The 15,373-nt window shown below is 51.7% G+C and carries 10 protein-coding genes; 6 read left to right on the top strand and 4 right to left on the bottom strand.

Translation table 11 applies throughout. From position 1 onward, the window contains the following. Positions 1-81: 81 nt before the first annotated feature. The gene (locus tag ACR0ER_RS07865) at positions 82-471 is read left to right on the top strand and encodes an MbcA/ParS/Xre antitoxin family protein (protein WP_480672910.1); all 390 of its coding nucleotides are present in this window, start codon (positions 82-84) and stop codon (positions 469-471) included. Further along, entirely contained in the window at positions 452-1,198 is a 747-nt protein-coding gene (locus ACR0ER_RS07870; protein WP_480768441.1) for an RES family NAD+ phosphorylase, read from the top strand. Before ACR0ER_RS07865 ends, ACR0ER_RS07870 begins: the two co-directional genes overlap by 20 nt. A 224-nt stretch (positions 1,199-1,422) precedes the next feature. On the opposite strand, the gene ACR0ER_RS07875 is transcribed toward ACR0ER_RS07870, so the two are convergent. The 3 genes from ACR0ER_RS07875 to ACR0ER_RS07885 all read right to left on the bottom strand — a co-directional run bounded on the left by ACR0ER_RS07875 (position 1,423) and on the right by ACR0ER_RS07885 (position 4,259). Beyond that, positions 1,423-1,821, bottom strand: coding sequence for a hypothetical protein (locus ACR0ER_RS07875; RefSeq protein ID WP_480768442.1), 399 nt, complete (start codon positions 1,819-1,821; stop codon positions 1,423-1,425). A gap of 117 nt (positions 1,822-1,938) precedes the next feature. Then, a complete protein-coding gene (locus tag ACR0ER_RS07880) occupies positions 1,939-4,050 on the bottom strand; it encodes an ankyrin repeat domain-containing protein (protein WP_480768443.1) in 2,112 nt (703 codons plus the stop codon). Continuing rightward, positions 4,047-4,259, bottom strand: a complete 213-nt coding sequence (locus ACR0ER_RS07885; protein WP_480768444.1) for a hypothetical protein — start codon at positions 4,257-4,259, stop codon at positions 4,047-4,049. The genes ACR0ER_RS07880 and ACR0ER_RS07885 overlap by 4 nt, the downstream gene beginning before the upstream one ends. Positions 4,260-4,908: 649 nt before the next feature. Between ACR0ER_RS07885 and ACR0ER_RS07890 the strand changes: the two genes are divergently transcribed. The 4 genes from ACR0ER_RS07890 (at position 4,909) to ACR0ER_RS07905 (ending at position 11,630) form a co-directional block, all read left to right on the top strand. Continuing rightward, complete coding sequence (locus ACR0ER_RS07890; protein ID WP_480768445.1) at positions 4,909-6,462, top strand: hypothetical protein; 1,554 nt, start codon at positions 4,909-4,911, stop codon at positions 6,460-6,462. Positions 6,463-7,150: 688 nt separating this feature from the next. Continuing rightward, the gene (locus ACR0ER_RS07895) at positions 7,151-8,812 is read left to right on the top strand and encodes a phospholipase D-like domain-containing protein (RefSeq protein WP_480768446.1); all 1,662 of its coding nucleotides are present in this window, start codon (positions 7,151-7,153) and stop codon (positions 8,810-8,812) included. Positions 8,813-9,050: 238 nt separating this feature from the next. Beyond that, a complete protein-coding gene (locus ACR0ER_RS07900; protein WP_480768447.1) occupies positions 9,051-9,920 on the top strand; it encodes an OST-HTH/LOTUS domain-containing protein in 870 nt (289 codons plus the stop codon). A gap of 357 nt (positions 9,921-10,277) precedes the next feature. After that, on the top strand, positions 10,278-11,630 hold the full coding sequence (locus tag ACR0ER_RS07905; protein WP_480672895.1) for an anti-phage deoxyguanosine triphosphatase: 1,353 nt from the start codon (positions 10,278-10,280) through the stop codon (positions 11,628-11,630). Positions 11,631-11,755: 125 nt separating this feature from the next. On the opposite strand, the gene ACR0ER_RS07910 is transcribed toward ACR0ER_RS07905, so the two are convergent. Next, positions 11,756-15,217: a phospholipase D family protein gene (locus tag ACR0ER_RS07910; RefSeq protein ID WP_480768448.1), complete on the bottom strand. Its 3,462-nt coding sequence runs from the start codon at positions 15,215-15,217 to the stop codon at positions 11,756-11,758. Positions 15,218-15,373 lie beyond the last annotated feature (156 nt).

Consider the following 15,373-nt stretch of genomic DNA (forward strand, 5'->3'; position numbering starts at 1 on the left):
AAAGAGTCCCGATGTGGACCAGTATGCATTTGGACTAATATCGGCGTCAAGTCTATTTTAGGACTGGGAGGATCTAAGTTGATGACACATTCAGAGCCCGGACTGGCAGCGGTCGCGGGAAAGGATAAGATTCCGGCCGCAATGGAAGCATTTTCGAGTTTGTCCGACGCGTGGGGTCTTTCCACAGAGGAACAAATTACTTTGCTTGGAACCCCAGGTCGCTCGACATTCTTCAAATGGAAAAAATCGGGTGGAAACCTTCCAAACGACACCGTTGAGCGAATTTCACACCTGCTGAGTATTTATAAAGCTCTACAAATCCTTTTGCCCGATCCCAATGCAGCTGATGGGTGGGTGAGGAAAGAAAATCAATTTTTTGGAAACCAATCCGCTTTGGAAGTGATGCTCGGTGGATTGGTTGCTGATATCTACAAGGTTCGGGAGTATGTGAATGCCCAACGAGGTGGATAACTATCCAATTATAGACGTAGATGCGGCTTTCTTTACATTGATACCGTCTCGCTTTCCACCTGTGGGTCTTTTTGAGCGGATAGCAGCAGGCAGAGATGATGAGGTTGCAGAAGTTGAGAACCTGACCAATCCTCGCATCCGCGCCAAAGAAAGACTGTCAAAGAGTTCTCTAAATGTCGTGGATGAAGAACCAGCTCGATTTCACAGCTGGAACCTTGCCCCTTTCACTTACCCAAACCCCGAAGGGAGCGCTCTTTTTTCGAACTCAGTTCCTTGCCTCGAGATGTCTGGAGATGTTCAAACTGCACTTGCTGTGTCAGTTGAAAAAAGAGAACTTTTTCTAAAGCGAACCAAAGAAGGTCCGATCGGCCTCGACATGAGAATGCTCCGACGAAAGGTAAAGGGGCGCTTTCTGAATGCGAGAAGCCCAACCTCACCACGGAATAGATGGGAACTCAGAGAGTTGGGAGAAAAAGTCATCCAAATGAACACGAATGTTCAGTTTGATGGCGTGCTATTTCACTCTTCTGAAAGGCCTACAGGTACGCGCATTGTGGTTCTAAATGGTGATGCCCTGGAACGGCCGATCCAGTGCGAGCATTACCGATTTCATTGGAACGGCGAAAGGATCGCAGGCATCTACAATTTCGACAACTCAGTGCCGACCTTGCAGAACTCGATTGATCCAGCTGCACTCAAGGACGAACGAGACTTATTCGCCGCCTGAATCTGCTTTGAAGCCGTTTCTTGGTTCTAAGGTGTCAAACTCCTTTCGGTGAGACGTACGACAAAAAAGCTCTTTCCGCAGCGCCTGACCGAACCTTTTGGGGACGGATCTCGAAGCTGTGCAGTCGATATCTAACGATGCTAATTGTGCAGGCGACTGCGATCGCAAAGCGAGCACTCAATGTGCTTCAAAAAGTGGTGCATTTAGATCCGGCCCCGAAATTTTCATGAGGAAAATTTAGTACCTTCACCGTGATCGTTGAGGGCTAATGAATTGAAAGCCGTCAGCACCCAACCATTGTCCGGATCGAACTTGCACAATCGTTCCGGCGATAAGCGTTCTTGCAAAAGGCAGTTGATCATCTCCTCATACTCCTGTGACTCTTCGAACAGCTCCAAGTGGGTGGTCTGTGAATACTCGAAGTCGACCTGCTCGATCATCGACATAAGTCCAGGCCGTCCTTGAGTGTCACTCCAGTCCCAGCGCGGAATCAGCGCACCGTTTACCGAGCAGGTTTCGGAATAGAGTTCAAAACGAACACGCCGATTGACTTCATTGAGGAGCAAGTTGCCATTTACGACCGCATCAATCAGAGTTTTGTTTAAACGTACGTGTGTGTTCATCGCTTTCCCTTAAGTTTTTGTTGCTGGCTTGAGGGACGTGTGTTCAATACAAGAAAATGCAAAAAAGTTTGTTTGTCAGGTCAGGGGCTCGCCGGAGAATGCAAGTAACCTTTCCGATTAGCGAAACGCTTTCTCTCTCAGCCAAATCCTGTCATCTGGCAATACCCAACGTAACAATTTTGCCGCCAAGTGAGCATGTCCAAAGAAGTGCAGGCGCGAAAAGGCCGTACCGCCACTTTCATCCTGAGAACGCACATCTGCACCATGGTCAATAAGGGTCTTAAGAAGCCATGAATTCCCGATTTCCGCCGCACATAGAAACGGTGTCAGGCCGGAGGATCTGGTTGGTGCGTTTACATCCGCGCCTGCATCCAGCAGAAGCTGCACTATCTTGCGCATATCAGGTGTGTCGCCTTTGACGTAGTGTTGAGCGATGTCGGGAAGAATGGCCAACTCATCGGGCGAATAGCGGATCGTCGCCTGCGCCTGAGTTTCCTCGTCAATAAAGGGAGAGCTTGTTTTGCGTAAAACAGCCGGAGTAGCTGCAACTGAGCTGTACCATTGCATCCCTGTCTCAACGTCGGCAAAGTGGCAGACTGCGATGAACAGGGGTGTTTGATGATCTGGCCCCTCTGTTTCTACGTCGGCGCCTTTTTCAAGAAGAGTTCGCACATAATCGGGGCGACCCGTACAAATCGCCTCACTCAATGCAGACATTCCGTCGAGCGCTGTAGTGTTGATGGCGGGTTGAGAAGTTTTCTGCATCAAAACCTTGATGCAGGCGTCATTCCCACCTTGCAGCGCCCTTGCCAACACTGAGCGGTTTTTCTTGTCTAAAGCATTGGGGTTGGCGCCAGCACTCAACAACTGTTCGACTTTTCCCACCTGTCCAAGATGGGCAAATACGGCAATTTGCGGTGCTGGAGTCAGGCCATAACCCTTAACGATACGGTCGACATTTCGCATATCTGGCTTTCGATCTTTCCATTCAGACAAGTCCAGAATGTATTTTCTGTAAGGACCGTCGCGGTCAACTTCGGTCGCCTCTGGATACTTGTTTGGAAAGTCTCTGACACATGCCAAATCAGCGTCTGGAATTTCAACATTCAATTCCAAGCCTTCACACCAACCTTCCCATTTCGCGAAAACACTCTTTTTTTTCAGCTTCTGCGCGATGTTGAGTATGTAATGCAGGCAGCATTTCATCTGTTCGGCACTGCGAAACTCGAACCACATGGCGGCCTCTTCAAATGCTTGGAGAGCGTCGTTGTATCGACCGAGCTGAGCATAGTAGCGCCCATGGTAAAACTTCAGGCCCGCCAAACGGGGCTGACCTTTTAGTGACCTTTCCAACGCAGAAAAATTCAAACTGGCCCTGTCTGCGTCTCCATCTGTCTTTGGCTTGCGAGGATCCGTGAACTGCACGATTTCGTCCACCTCACGAAGCTGGCGCTCACTAAGCTCGCAGGTTTTCAGGTATTCCTGAGATCTCGCTACATCCACAATGGCCCTCTGGATGGCATTTGCATCAAATTGCAGCTCATATCCGCTGATATGGTTGCTGGGATCTACCAAGCTAAGCTCGCAATATTTCTGGTACATCCGAGCTACCAGCAGGGCCCTCGCAAATTTCCGGTCCCAGTTCTTCATCAAGGAAAGAACCGTATGGACCTGTGGGAGGTTTTCTCCTCTGGACCAACGTTTGATCGAAACTTCCCAATTTTCTTGACCTCGGTGCAAGCCGAGTTTGCTTTCGATCTCGGTCGCAAGGCGTGCAAAACCATGATCTTTCGCCCGCCATTGCCACAATAGCGCGCTCGCATAATCCGGTTTTCCCAAAATATCTTTTGGTTTCAACCCGGTGACAGCGAGCACGATTTGCAGAATTTCCTGAAAAAATCCGTACGCTATACGATCAAAAACGCCACGTATCGCTGCAGCGGGCAATGCCGCGCAGTCAAGAGAACGGCATAGAACAGCATAACCTTGCAATGCGCCCAAAAAATCAGTCGCACCCCAAACGTCATTACCGTTCGCCGCATAAAAGTCCGCAAGATGCCGCTTAAGCATATCGTTCGCAGCTTCTGCAGAAAGCGGTTTGCCCTTGCGCAGGCGCTGAAGTTCTTTCTTGAGCGCAGGTTCGTTCGCATCATCGATATGCGACATTGCGCGGATCAGGAATGCAACGATCTCGGATGGCTGCGGTATAGGGGAAGCAACGTTGTTCATGCCAGTATCTCCTGGGTGCGGCGCAGCCTGGCAAGTTCTGCTTTAACATTGCGGATTGCGCGGACGTCACTGGGTGTCTTGGCGATCACAATCAGCCCGCCATTCGGGAAAAACAGTTTTCCATGCTTCTTGCCGTGCACAAAACGCGCGCCTGTTTTTACAGTTTCGGAAATGATCTTGTTCAAATCTTTATCTCTGGAGTAGGGCATGTGGCACCTCGATAACCGGATGGCGGCATTGCCACCATCCCAACCAGCTTATTTCTTGGAACTGGCCTGGTTAGCGTTTTTCGCGGCAGCGCTTTGCGCGCGCGCAACGAAACTACCTTTGGCCGTCTTCCCGCCGGTCTTGGCTGAATTTGCGGCTTGAATCCGTGCGACTGCTTTGGAACTCATGGCTTTGGTTTTTGGCATCCTGTTTTCCTTTCGAGTTTGAGGATGCCTTGGTTGTGGCAGTTTCGGGCCGATCCTTCATCGGACAAGCTGGGGACACCTTTTTGAGATTTTGCAAAAGCAGCATTATGCACATCTTTACAGCCCTTGCCTTGATCTGATCCGCTACCTAACAATCGCTGCCAAGCAAGCAGTACCCGAATTCTTCGAGGTTGCATTCGTTTGGATTCTGTTTGACGGCGCCATTTAGCATGACAACGTCAGTAAAAGGAGCCTTTCGGCGACCTTGACTGACATGTCTGACGACGGACACACTGCGGATGCGGACATTCCAATGAGTATGATAGCGCCTCTCTTTGGAGCGCCATCTACATTTGCTTGCCCAATCTGGATGTCATCTTAAGGTTGCGTACGATCAAGGTTGTCGCCATCGTCCACTCATTGGATTCAACGTGGTGATTTGAAGATGAAGGATTTGGGATCGGGGTTCCCCGAATGGACTGAACTCGGCCAAGATGGTGGCCTTGACCCCCTTGGGATGCAACGGCCAATAGAGGTGATTTATCAATCCCTTCTTCCAGGCATCAGCACGATCACGTTGCGATTCAGGTACTATGCGTTCTTTGTCTGGATGCTCGAAGCCTACGCCAAGGAGAATGGAAACACCGATCCTGCGGTTTTCAGGCGATTTCAGCGTCGTTGTGAAGCCCTTTTTGCCCTAATAGCCGCCCGGGGCAGCACTGAGTTGGGGGTTGCTGGGATCGATTGGGCGCATAGGCAACTTTCCGGCGTCCCCGATAATTCAGCCGCGAACATCGACTTCTCGGTGGGGGCTGATCCGGAAGCGGACCTCGCCCAGCGTTACTTGCGGAACAAAGGTGGTGCCTTTGGTGGCATCTATGCGACGCAGATGTATGAGATGGGGCTCATCACGTTAGGTGACGATCAGAACCCAATCTCGGTCTGTACAGACCGTGCGCTCCCACTGGCAAACGCCTTTGCTGAGGAAATCGGTGACTTGGCTGTTCTGTTCTTGGGGCGCGTGGAAGCCGGGACGGTGTCTCTCCCAGACCTCGATAGGTTGGCGCCGATGAAGCCGTCTTCGGTCATTGCCGGCAGTAAGGAGCATTCGCTGTTGGTCGAGGTTCTTCTGGGCCGAGTCTCGTCTGCATCTGTATCGGACCAATTGAGACGGTCTACTGCGCGGATGCTACTCCAGCTCATCGCAGTGGCGAACGATGTTCCCCACGCTGAGGCGGTGAAATGGGAGTGGTTTGGTGCTGGAAAGCAGGAGGCGCGATATGACTCCGATACCGATGACGTGCGCGATATGTGGGCCCTGTATCAAGCCTGCGATCTGATGCGCCTTGCCTACGAAAACACCCTTGATCTTGCGTTGGACATTTTGCAAGGCGCTGAGATGCGACGAATGACGTTGGGAGCGCTCGTTGCTGAGCTACTCGATTTGGCCGACGTGCCCAACGGGATGACTTGGGTAGAGTATTCCACTGGCCTCGTGGAGAAGGGCGAGCCTGCCGCCTCCGCGAGATTTGCTGTTGATACTATGATGGAAGCGCGTGCGTCCGGTGATCGTTCTGAACGGATGCAAGCTGTCCTGGCGCTCATAGCGGCCCTCGCGAAAAAGGCGGCAACCTTCGGTGAGTTGTTAGATAATGCGTTGGATGCACCTGATCACTTCCATTCCCTGAGGACAGAAGTTCGCTTTCTGGAAGCAAGAGCACACGACGATGCCCAAAGCGTCGTGGATGCAATGATCCGCGAACGTGTCCTGAAACGCCACCTATGGGTGGCGTCACGCAAATTCCGCAACCAGAAAGCTTATACCTTCCTGATTGAGCCCGAAGAGGGATTATTGCGATACAGGGATAGATTTCGGGTTTCACCAAGCAGCCCCCGCCTGGAGCAGGCGATGAAGTTCCTCCGGGACGTGAAGCTGATCGATGACACTGGCCTGACTGCTCTTGGCCGCGCGGAACTGATGTCGAATGAAGTACTTTGACGTTTTTGCCGAAAGCGGATTTCACTCGGCATTCCTTACGACCTATGCCTTCGGCGCGCAGGCGTTCGAGGACGTGCCCTTTTCGAGACTACGGGGGGCGAAATGTCGGAACATCGTAATCCTCGCCGACCGGCAGATGGCCAATCAGAGCTTCGCGGAACTCGGGCCGCCGAAGTTCGCAGGTAGCAGCTACCACCTTATCAAGGCAGATGCCCCGGGCGCTTTCCACCCCAAGATCACGCTTCTCATCGGAGCAAAAAAGGGCAGACTTTTGGTCGGGTCCGCAAACCTCACTGCTCTGGGTCTTGGCGGCAACAAGGAACTGATCGCAAACCTAAACTACAACGAAGAGGCACCCGGCAATGCCGGCCATTTTGCCGATGCTTTGTCCTATATTCGCAGCAAGGTTCCCCCGGGCGACCTTTGGTTCGCGACCGCAATGCAGAGGGCGCTTCGCTCTGCGCCCTGGCTGCGAGACTCGATCGAAAACCCTCTGCCATCCGAAGATACAGAGCCGGAAGTTGCGCTGCTGACAGATCGTGCAAATGCTACAATAGTCGACCAAATCGCAGCGAACATTGGTGGTGATCCGATTGATCGGATGGTCATTATATCGCCCTATTGGGATATGAAGCTTGAGGGACTGTCACGCCTACGTGCGAATCTGGGAACGCCACCCGCGGATCTGTTGATTGATGCAGACAATACGTATTTTCCGAAGTCCGAATTGCCACGGTTGACCGACGTTGAGCTATTCCGGGTTGCTGCTTCTGACAACAAGCGTTTCGTCCATGCAAAACTGATCATTGCGCAGGGGCGATCCTGGGATCACGTGATATCCGGTAGCATGAATTGCACTTTGCCAGCTTTGCTTGGGCCAACAGTAGCCCGCGGCAATGCAGAGGCGGGAATATATAAACGCGTGCCGTCCGGTACTGCGCTTGCTGCACTCGGTCTTGAAACCTACCGCAATAGGCCTTTGCAGATGAAGGATTTGCACGACTTGGCATTCGCTGCCGTAAAAAGCCCTAATGAAGATAAGTTCGCCGATGGTGGAACCCTGATCTTGCAGTCGGGACGGATCGCTTGGACCCCCCCCACGAGCAAAACCATGCGAAAGCCTGTTGCCATCGCCCTATTGGATAGGGATGGCTCTGAGTTCGGCAAGCCAATCGACCTCACCCGGGGGGACAACATGGAATGGCATGTGGACGTTGAAACACGCCGACCCCGATCTGGTGTAGTCCGTTTCGCGGACGGCTTAGTTTCTGCGCCGGTCCAGATCATCGACCTCGACGTTCTTTCGGTACGCACATTGCCTCCGGCACAAGGCCGAAAGAAGTCGCTGACCGATAACTTGGCCGAGACCATGAACGAAGACCTGATCCTGATTGAGACCTTGAACCAGCTTGAAGCCCTCGAATTTGATGAGGCGAGCGTGAACGACGGCAATCTGCCCAAAGCCACGACTGCGCCGTCCCCGGTGTCCGAAGATCAGCAGCATGCCGTCCTGACCTATGAGGAGTTCGTTCGTGCGCGCAGCAGAGCGATTATGCAAGGCAGTGCATTTTCGGGATCTTTGTCTACACACCATGATAGCGCAGCCAACTCGCTGAGCGTTGCATTGAACCGGATCATCGGCCTTGTCAGTGTCGATTTGAATGCCGACGAAGACCGCGAGATGAATACCATCGCCGCCATGGATTTCCGCGTGACAGAACCTGAGGCTCCGGAAGAAAATATAAAACCTATGCAGCCAGAGATTGCCTCTAAGCCCGCGAACGCAACGAAACGGGCCGTGGCGACCGCAAAGAAGATGAAAGAGGCAGTCGACGCGTTCGAAGAAAGATGCCGGTCTCTGAAAGGCAGGCCAATCACTACCGCCGAGCTCGTCCGGCTGCGAGCACTACTGCAAATCCTGCTTTCGCACGCTCAGCCAATCCGAGGGGAAGCATTACCAAATCAAATCCTGCCGATTCACACCAAGGGCAGCTACGACTGGCCACGTCTGGTTGGAAGGTTGCTCAATCAGCATTTCGGAACCGCACGGGCGCTACAAACGTTGCAAGTTGCCCAAGACGAGGCAGAGCAGAAACGTGTCCTTGAATACCTTGCAGTGGCAGATTGGGCTGCGCGAGCGGCAGTCGCTGCGGCGGCATCGGATCCCAAAACCACAGAACTGCGTCGCCCTTTGGGTAATCTGGCGAAGGCGCTCGCGGCACAGGTCGCTGTGGCCATCAAAGACATTGAGGGAGACAAGGCCTACCTCAATGTACTCCTCTTGAAGCTTGATGAGCGCTTTGCCGACCGGCTCGCGCTGAGGCGGAGGCAGTTCCCAGAATTCGATTGATGTCAGGGATGGCGCTGGGAGTTCATTTTTTTTGACTGCAAAAGTACCGCGTGCGTCGCATTCCGAAAATCGATGTCTGCTTTCAGCTGCTGCCCCGCGGCAACTGAGTTCCCATTCCGGGTTCGGAGTGGGCCGGTTGGAACTTACGAATGAATTCAAGGTTGAAAGACTTACAGGTAGTAACTTGTATTTATTCGATACATGTTCGGTGTACACGAGATAGCGACCGGACAACACTATGATCAACTTGGCCGACAACGATCTACTCACGCTACAGCACGAAGTGCAGCAGTTGTTGGGGCGATGTCTGTTACGGCTCCAACAGTATGAGCGGCTGATCAAAGCTATGGTGGCGCATCATAGGTTCTCAGGGCCGATTCATGACTTGGAGCGTTCAAGGGTCGCGCAGGTTGACGCCACGGCGCGTAAGACGCTCGGCACCCTGGTAGGCGATCTTCTCGGATCGTATGTCGTTGCTGGTGAGATCGAACCTGCTGAGGGGTCGACGATCAATCCTCCTGAAGGAGCCAATTGGTTCGCGGTGCAGATGTCACTTGACCTATCAAGTGAAGATTTCGCTCGAGCAAAGAATGAACTCAGAGACATGGTACTTTTACGGAACAATCTGGTTCACCATTTCATCGAGCAGCACGATCTCCGGAGCCTGGATGGATGTCGTGGCGCGCAAGGTGCATTGTTCAGCGCATATAACCGCATCGACCAAAACCTTGAGCAACTTCGTGAATGGGCTGGTACGATGGAGGAAATGCGCCTGGTTCTCTCACGGGTCTTGCAGTCGGAGGAATTCAAAGACGTATTTGTCCACGGAATTGCCCCCGACGTGAAAGTAAACTGGGATACGTCAAGCATAGTGAGTGCCTTGCGAGAAGCATTCTGTGCGTTGGCTGTCGATGGATGGGCACCGGTGGCTGAGGCAGGCAGATGGATAGCCAAACGGTACCCTGAGCAACTGCCTGCCAAGTATGGATGTCAAAGTTGGCGACATGTTGTGCATAAGGCGCCCAACTTAGAAATCCGGTACCTTGAAATATATGAACAACGCACTGCTTGTTATCGTGAGAAGGATGTTACCGCGAAGTCGCGTTAAATTACATTGACATAGCATGAATGCTACGCGCCCTCTGTGGCCTTATTGGAAAGCTGCATTGCCGAATGTTCGGCCTAATGAATGGCGATCCTGGGCCGTTCGCCTACTTCGGAAGTTTCGATGGCAAAGGGTAGCTTCGCCGACCACGAACGCTCGAGACAGGCAAAATACTCCTGAAAACTGGAGTTCAAAATTATGGGCGAAACCGAGTGCAAAGTTTGTGAAAATAAACCCGAATATTCTCTGCATCGCTGTGCGCCGAAGTGCAAGGTTTCAATCAAAACTACACTGGCCACCTCATTAGTTTCGTATTAGTTGTGCGAAATGATTGAGAAAAACACTTTTTGAGGTGAGCCGATGGCAGTCGAGTGGGAAGAACGACGTAGTGGATGGAAAAAGCGAGATAGTGATGCTCGAAGCAATTGGGATGTCGACTATGCACGCGTGATTCACTCTGCGTCCTTTCGACGCCTTCAAGGGAAAACACAAATCCTAAACCTCGGAGACAGCGACTTTTACCGTACGCGGTTAACGCATTCTCTCGAAGTTGCCCAAATTGCAGCTGGTGTTACCAGGCAAATCGAACAGGACAACGAACACCATGGCGCTCTCAAGTTTCTTCCTAAGTTGCCTTTGATTCAGACGATCGCATGCTGCCATGATTTGGGGCACCCGCCTTTTGGGCACGGCGGTGAGGTGGCCTTAAATTACTGTATGCGTGGAAACGGAGGGTTTGAAGGGAACGGACAGACTCTGCGGATTTTATCGAAGTTAGAGAAGTTTTCTGAGGCCGATGGAGCAGATCTGACACGGAGGACTCTGCTGGGCACTCTCAAATACCCGGTGGGCTTTAACGAAGTTCACGGCGCTGGAATGCAGCCATTGTTGATGGAGGAAACCAGTACAGTTCAGCTTATTGATCGGAGTAGATCGAAGCCCCCCAAATGCTACATGCAAAGCGAAGCAGACGTAGTGGATTGGGTCTTATTCGGTGTGTCATCGACTGATCAGGAAAAGTTTCGCTCATTCACAGCAGATGAGGGCGGAAAGAAGCACGGGAAATCGCAACACAAATCTTTAGACTGTAGCATCATGGATTTGGCCGATGACATTTCCTACGGTATCCATGATTTTGAAGACGTTCTATCGCTCGGCTTGATCACCAGGGAAGACTTCGAGATTTTTGTCTCGCCAACAATTTGCGCATCATATCTTGACTACCTTAAAGATAGGTATCCTAAAGAATATGCAAACGACGTTTATTCAAAGTTCTTAGGGCAATTGTTTGGTGGGAGCCAAGAGCGCAAACACGCTATCAGTCGTCTGGTAGGTTTTTTTATCGGACGTTCTGAGATCTTGGAACTCTCTGAATTTGATGAACCACTATTGAAATATCGTGTGGGATTGGAAGAAGGAGCGAGTGTTTTCCTTGGTGCACTAAAAAGTCTTGTGCGTGAGGTTGTAATTTTAAGTCCCGAAGTTCAGCACCTTGAATTTAAGGGCCAACAAATGGTGGTGTCAGTCTTTGAAACACTGGCTTCAGAACCGAAGGCCTTTTTACCTAAAGATCGATACCAAGCATTCGAAGCCTCGGGCCGTGATCTCAGAGTGATTTGTGATTTTGTTGCTGGAATGACAGATAGCTTTCTTATGAAGACTTATGAACGCCTGTTCAGCCCACGGTTTGGTTCGGTGTTTGACAAACTATGACGCGTTTTGTCACCGTTCGAAATTCCGGGAAATCTATTGGGAAAAATGTAAATCGTCTTAGCAGGGCGGATTCTGTGGAGATTGGTGAACCGCTATCGATCAATAGTGGTGAATTCGGCCAGCTTTCAGATTGATACGAATGCGACCGAGATCCGTTCGGTTACGGACCTTTGACTTGGGGGATCAATTCGCTTCGCAGCTTCGACGGCTTCCATCATGGTGCTTCGGATTCTGGAGGCTTCGAGAAGATCATTTCCAAGATGCTCGACGATTTGATCAACAGCGATGTAGCTCTCAGGTGAGCCTCCGGATGCGAAACTCTCACGTACTTCCTGTTTGGCCTTGATCCAATAGGGGTCCAATACCCGCGCCCAAGTTTCTGTAAGGTACTCCAAGCCTCTCAAACTCAGTTTTCCAAACATGCTTTCGTCCAGCGAGACTTCCTCTTGAAGAGATGTGGCATTCTCGGTTTCTGGGGAAAGAAAAGTAGATAGGGAATCCAAGAGCGAGACCGTTCTTTCAGGCCGAAGGTCCCATTCCCTCAATTGGGAAATCCGATGGCTAAGGAGCTCAATGGCTCTTGAAAGACGACCGGGATTCGGGGAACTGCGGTGCAGTTCTGAGTCCACTGTTTCTTGATAGGCATTTCTCAGAATGCGGGCGCAGGCAATCTGGTTGCGGATGACGTAGCCGTCGGCGTTGACGGCCAAGATTCGCGGCGGTGCGAAAGCTTGCCCGGGGCTACATGAGGCGCCTTCACTTCCTTCCAATTGAAGAATGACGAGTTTCTCTTTTCCAGAAAGTAGGGCCAGTTCTGCCCCCCACATTCCTTCAATATTTGCTGTGCTGATCTCGTGGAATCGAACGGGATCAAGCTTGCCTTTAAGGTCCGACAGAACGTCATGAAAGTTGTTGTCGCGCAGAATGCGTGGCTCCCGCAAGTATTGAGCGACACCTTCCAGAATAGCCTCGGTGTCACCCTCTGCTTCTTCGGCACGCTCGATTTTTTGTCGGCCAGATAGGGCACGATAGTTTTCGAGCCGTTGAGCCGCCTTTTCATCGGATGCCAATTTCCCAACTGGTATGTCGATGAGAAAGTAATGTGTCTGACTGTGTGGGCTATCAATTCGATCAATTCGTCCCAAGCCCTGAATCAAGTCTTTCAGGTTTGATGTCACGCCAAGCAATACCAACGCATCTGCACTCTGCAGGTTGATACCTTCCGCCATCTGGTAGGTCATGAACGCAGACGCGGGGCCCGTAGGGCTCTTCTTGCCGCCATCCCGGAAATAGGCCTCGACATCGGATCCTTTCTTGATGGCCTTGTAGCTTGGCTTGGAAATGCCACAGACATCGGTCAGAGCTCGTTTGGCTTCGCCGCCATCAGAAGTACCTTGGTCAGCTGAGACCACGAAATTAGTGTGGCAAGTGCTTCCTTCGGAGCTGTTCTTACTGCGTCGAGTGAGCTCCTCTGCAAAGATCTGCAACGTGTCAACACGTTCGGCAACGAAGACGACGCGTCTGTGGCTCGCTTGAATCTTTTTAACTTCTTCGATTCTGCGTTCATCAAGCCGTTGAATTTCCGGGCGGCCAAGAAGCTTGATTAGTTCATCGCATTTGGGAGTAGAGATTTTAGTAACATCGTCCTCCTCAAATTCGAAAAGCGAGCCTTGCCGCGGGTTCGGTTCAGATTTCCGGACACGTTTTCGGGCTTCATCGAGCTCGAATTTCTTCAGGTTGCGCCCAATGGCACCATGTTCCATCTGCCAAAGAGCTTGGGCAGAGTTTGCCCGCAGGACATTGAGTAGGTTTCTCGCATAGAGGCTGTTTTGATTGTGCCTTCGTTCTGTCCGTGTCCCAAAGCGGCTGGTTTGGATGGATGACAGGCGCTTTCCTGGAGCAAGTTCTCTCGTGAGACGAACGATATCATTGATGATGGTTTCCTGCTTGTTCGATAACTCCAGTCGTTTTGGGCGGCCGTGTAACTTGAACGGCGGATAGGTGGCCCTCTCGCCGATTTCTCGCTTTCGGCTCTCTCCAAGGCATGACCGCTGTCTGTGGGCCAGGAACGGTGCCAACATGTCGGCCAGATCTTCTCTTGCTTCATTAGAAAGGGCGTCCGTTCGATCCTGATCTCGGAACAGCGCGGCATTCACGCCTTCGCGTTTGAACAACTGGCGCATCGCTTCGATGTACTCTGGCGACATGAAGATAGACGCGCGCTTCTCTTTGAGATGTGTTAGCCAATCGACGTCCTTGTTTCCCAAAAGTGTGGCACTCAGGCAGACATTCCAGGACGGAGGCGCATACTCAATCGCTTCTGCTTTTTTAGAGCTTTCCTCGAAGCCTGGTGTGACCGTGTGACTCTCGTCGATAATAATGACACCGGCGTGCTCTATCTGCCGTGAAGAATCTTGTTCATCTTCGGTTTTGATGGCTTTGCGCGAGACGACCTGAGTATTGGGAATGGCCTTCAGGGAGTTCAAGGATCCCTTCTCCCAATTACCGACAACTCTGGGCGGTGCGATTACAACTGCACCCCCTCGGGAAACCCGACTGGTGTGACCTGGACCGACAGCGCCACTAAAGGATTCTGACAGCGTCTGCCCAAGGAGTTTGCCAATATCGGTCTTGCCGGAACCGGTCGGGGACCCAAGGAAAGCAAACCCATGCTCGTAGACAATGGAGGAGGTCTCATAAGTAAGTTCTACTTGGTGTTTGAAGGGCAGGCGTCCTGTGATGTCCTTTTGCCCACCAACCATCCAAGGACGGAATCCGGTTTGTTCGGAAACTGTTCTGGCGATCGCGTCTTCGGTCGTGACTGGGCGTAAGAGCTGGCTCAGGATTTCCAGCGCCTGTTCATTCCAGTCCACGCTGGCCTGCCAGATTTTTTCCGCGGTGTCCTGCCTTTCTTGCGCAGCTCTTGTGCTCGGATCACAGCCTGCGCTGCCTTCTGCCTGTCCAAATTCGTCAACATATTCGATGTTGTGGTAGAGACCGGCTCTGGAGAAATTCGCACTTCCAGCAACTGCGCCGAGCTCGCTCACAAAAATTTTGGCATGAAGACGTCGATCTCCCGATACGCCGAGAACTTCCTTAGCCTTTTGGGGATCAAAAATGCGAAGGTCAATCTTACCAGATTTGATCGCTTCGGTTGCAAGGACAGCACGAAGATCCGCAGCATCCTCAACATTGAGGCCATGGCGTTCAAGATAGTAAAGGCGGGCTTCATCTTCGATAGACTTACCGAAGCCGGAAATGCCTGAAGCGTTTGAAGTATCCACGCCGTAAGCAATTCGAACCTTAACATCCTCTCTCCCGTTCAGGTTAGGGATTTCCTTGAGGATAATCGAAAGCGAGGAAAAGAAATCCTGATACCCCGTTACAACCAGGCATTTTCCGGTCGCAAGGTGTGGACGCACCAACTCTATGACCGGGCGAGTGGTGTTGTCGGCCGCAGAGAACCTGGGTCCATTTCCCGACGTGCGTAGACGTTGCAAATCGATGTCGGCCAGATCGGCTTCTTCACCAGAGGAATTAGAGAGCTTTCGAGATTTCGTGGTTAGCCAAGCAGGGAGTTGAAACAATGAAGGGCACTCTTGTTGCTATATTTGCTACAAATGAGGGAGTTTGTTTTTCTGAAGTGGGTTTCCGCGCACCCGAGCCAGCTGATTGTACGGTTTGTTCGTAGCGGAAAACGACCTGAACACCCAACACGAGACTTGCGCTGTTTGTCATTCAAT

Source organism: Ruegeria sp. CH8 (assembly GCF_056536985.1).

Bases quoted from the DNA above. Each gene is read 5' to 3' on its own strand.
- ACR0ER_RS07885 (WP_480768444.1), bottom strand. From the start codon at position 4,259: ATGCCCTACTCCAGAGATAAAGATTTGAACAAGATCATTTCCGAAACT.
- ACR0ER_RS07905 (WP_480672895.1), top strand. From the start codon at position 10,278: ATGGCAGTCGAGTGGGAAGAACGACGTAGTGGATGGAAAAAGCGAGAT.
- ACR0ER_RS07865 (WP_480672910.1), top strand. From the start codon at position 82: ATGACACATTCAGAGCCCGGACTGGCAGCGGTCGCGGGAAAGGATAAG.
- ACR0ER_RS07900 (WP_480768447.1), top strand. From the start codon at position 9,051: ATGATCAACTTGGCCGACAACGATCTACTCACGCTACAGCACGAAGTG.
- ACR0ER_RS07880 (WP_480768443.1), bottom strand. From the start codon at position 4,050: ATGAACAACGTTGCTTCCCCTATACCGCAGCCATCCGAGATCGTTGCA.
- ACR0ER_RS07875 (WP_480768442.1), bottom strand. From the start codon at position 1,821: ATGAACACACACGTACGTTTAAACAAAACTCTGATTGATGCGGTCGTA.
- ACR0ER_RS07870 (WP_480768441.1), top strand. From the start codon at position 452: ATGCCCAACGAGGTGGATAACTATCCAATTATAGACGTAGATGCGGCT.
- ACR0ER_RS07890 (WP_480768445.1), top strand. From the start codon at position 4,909: ATGAAGGATTTGGGATCGGGGTTCCCCGAATGGACTGAACTCGGCCAA.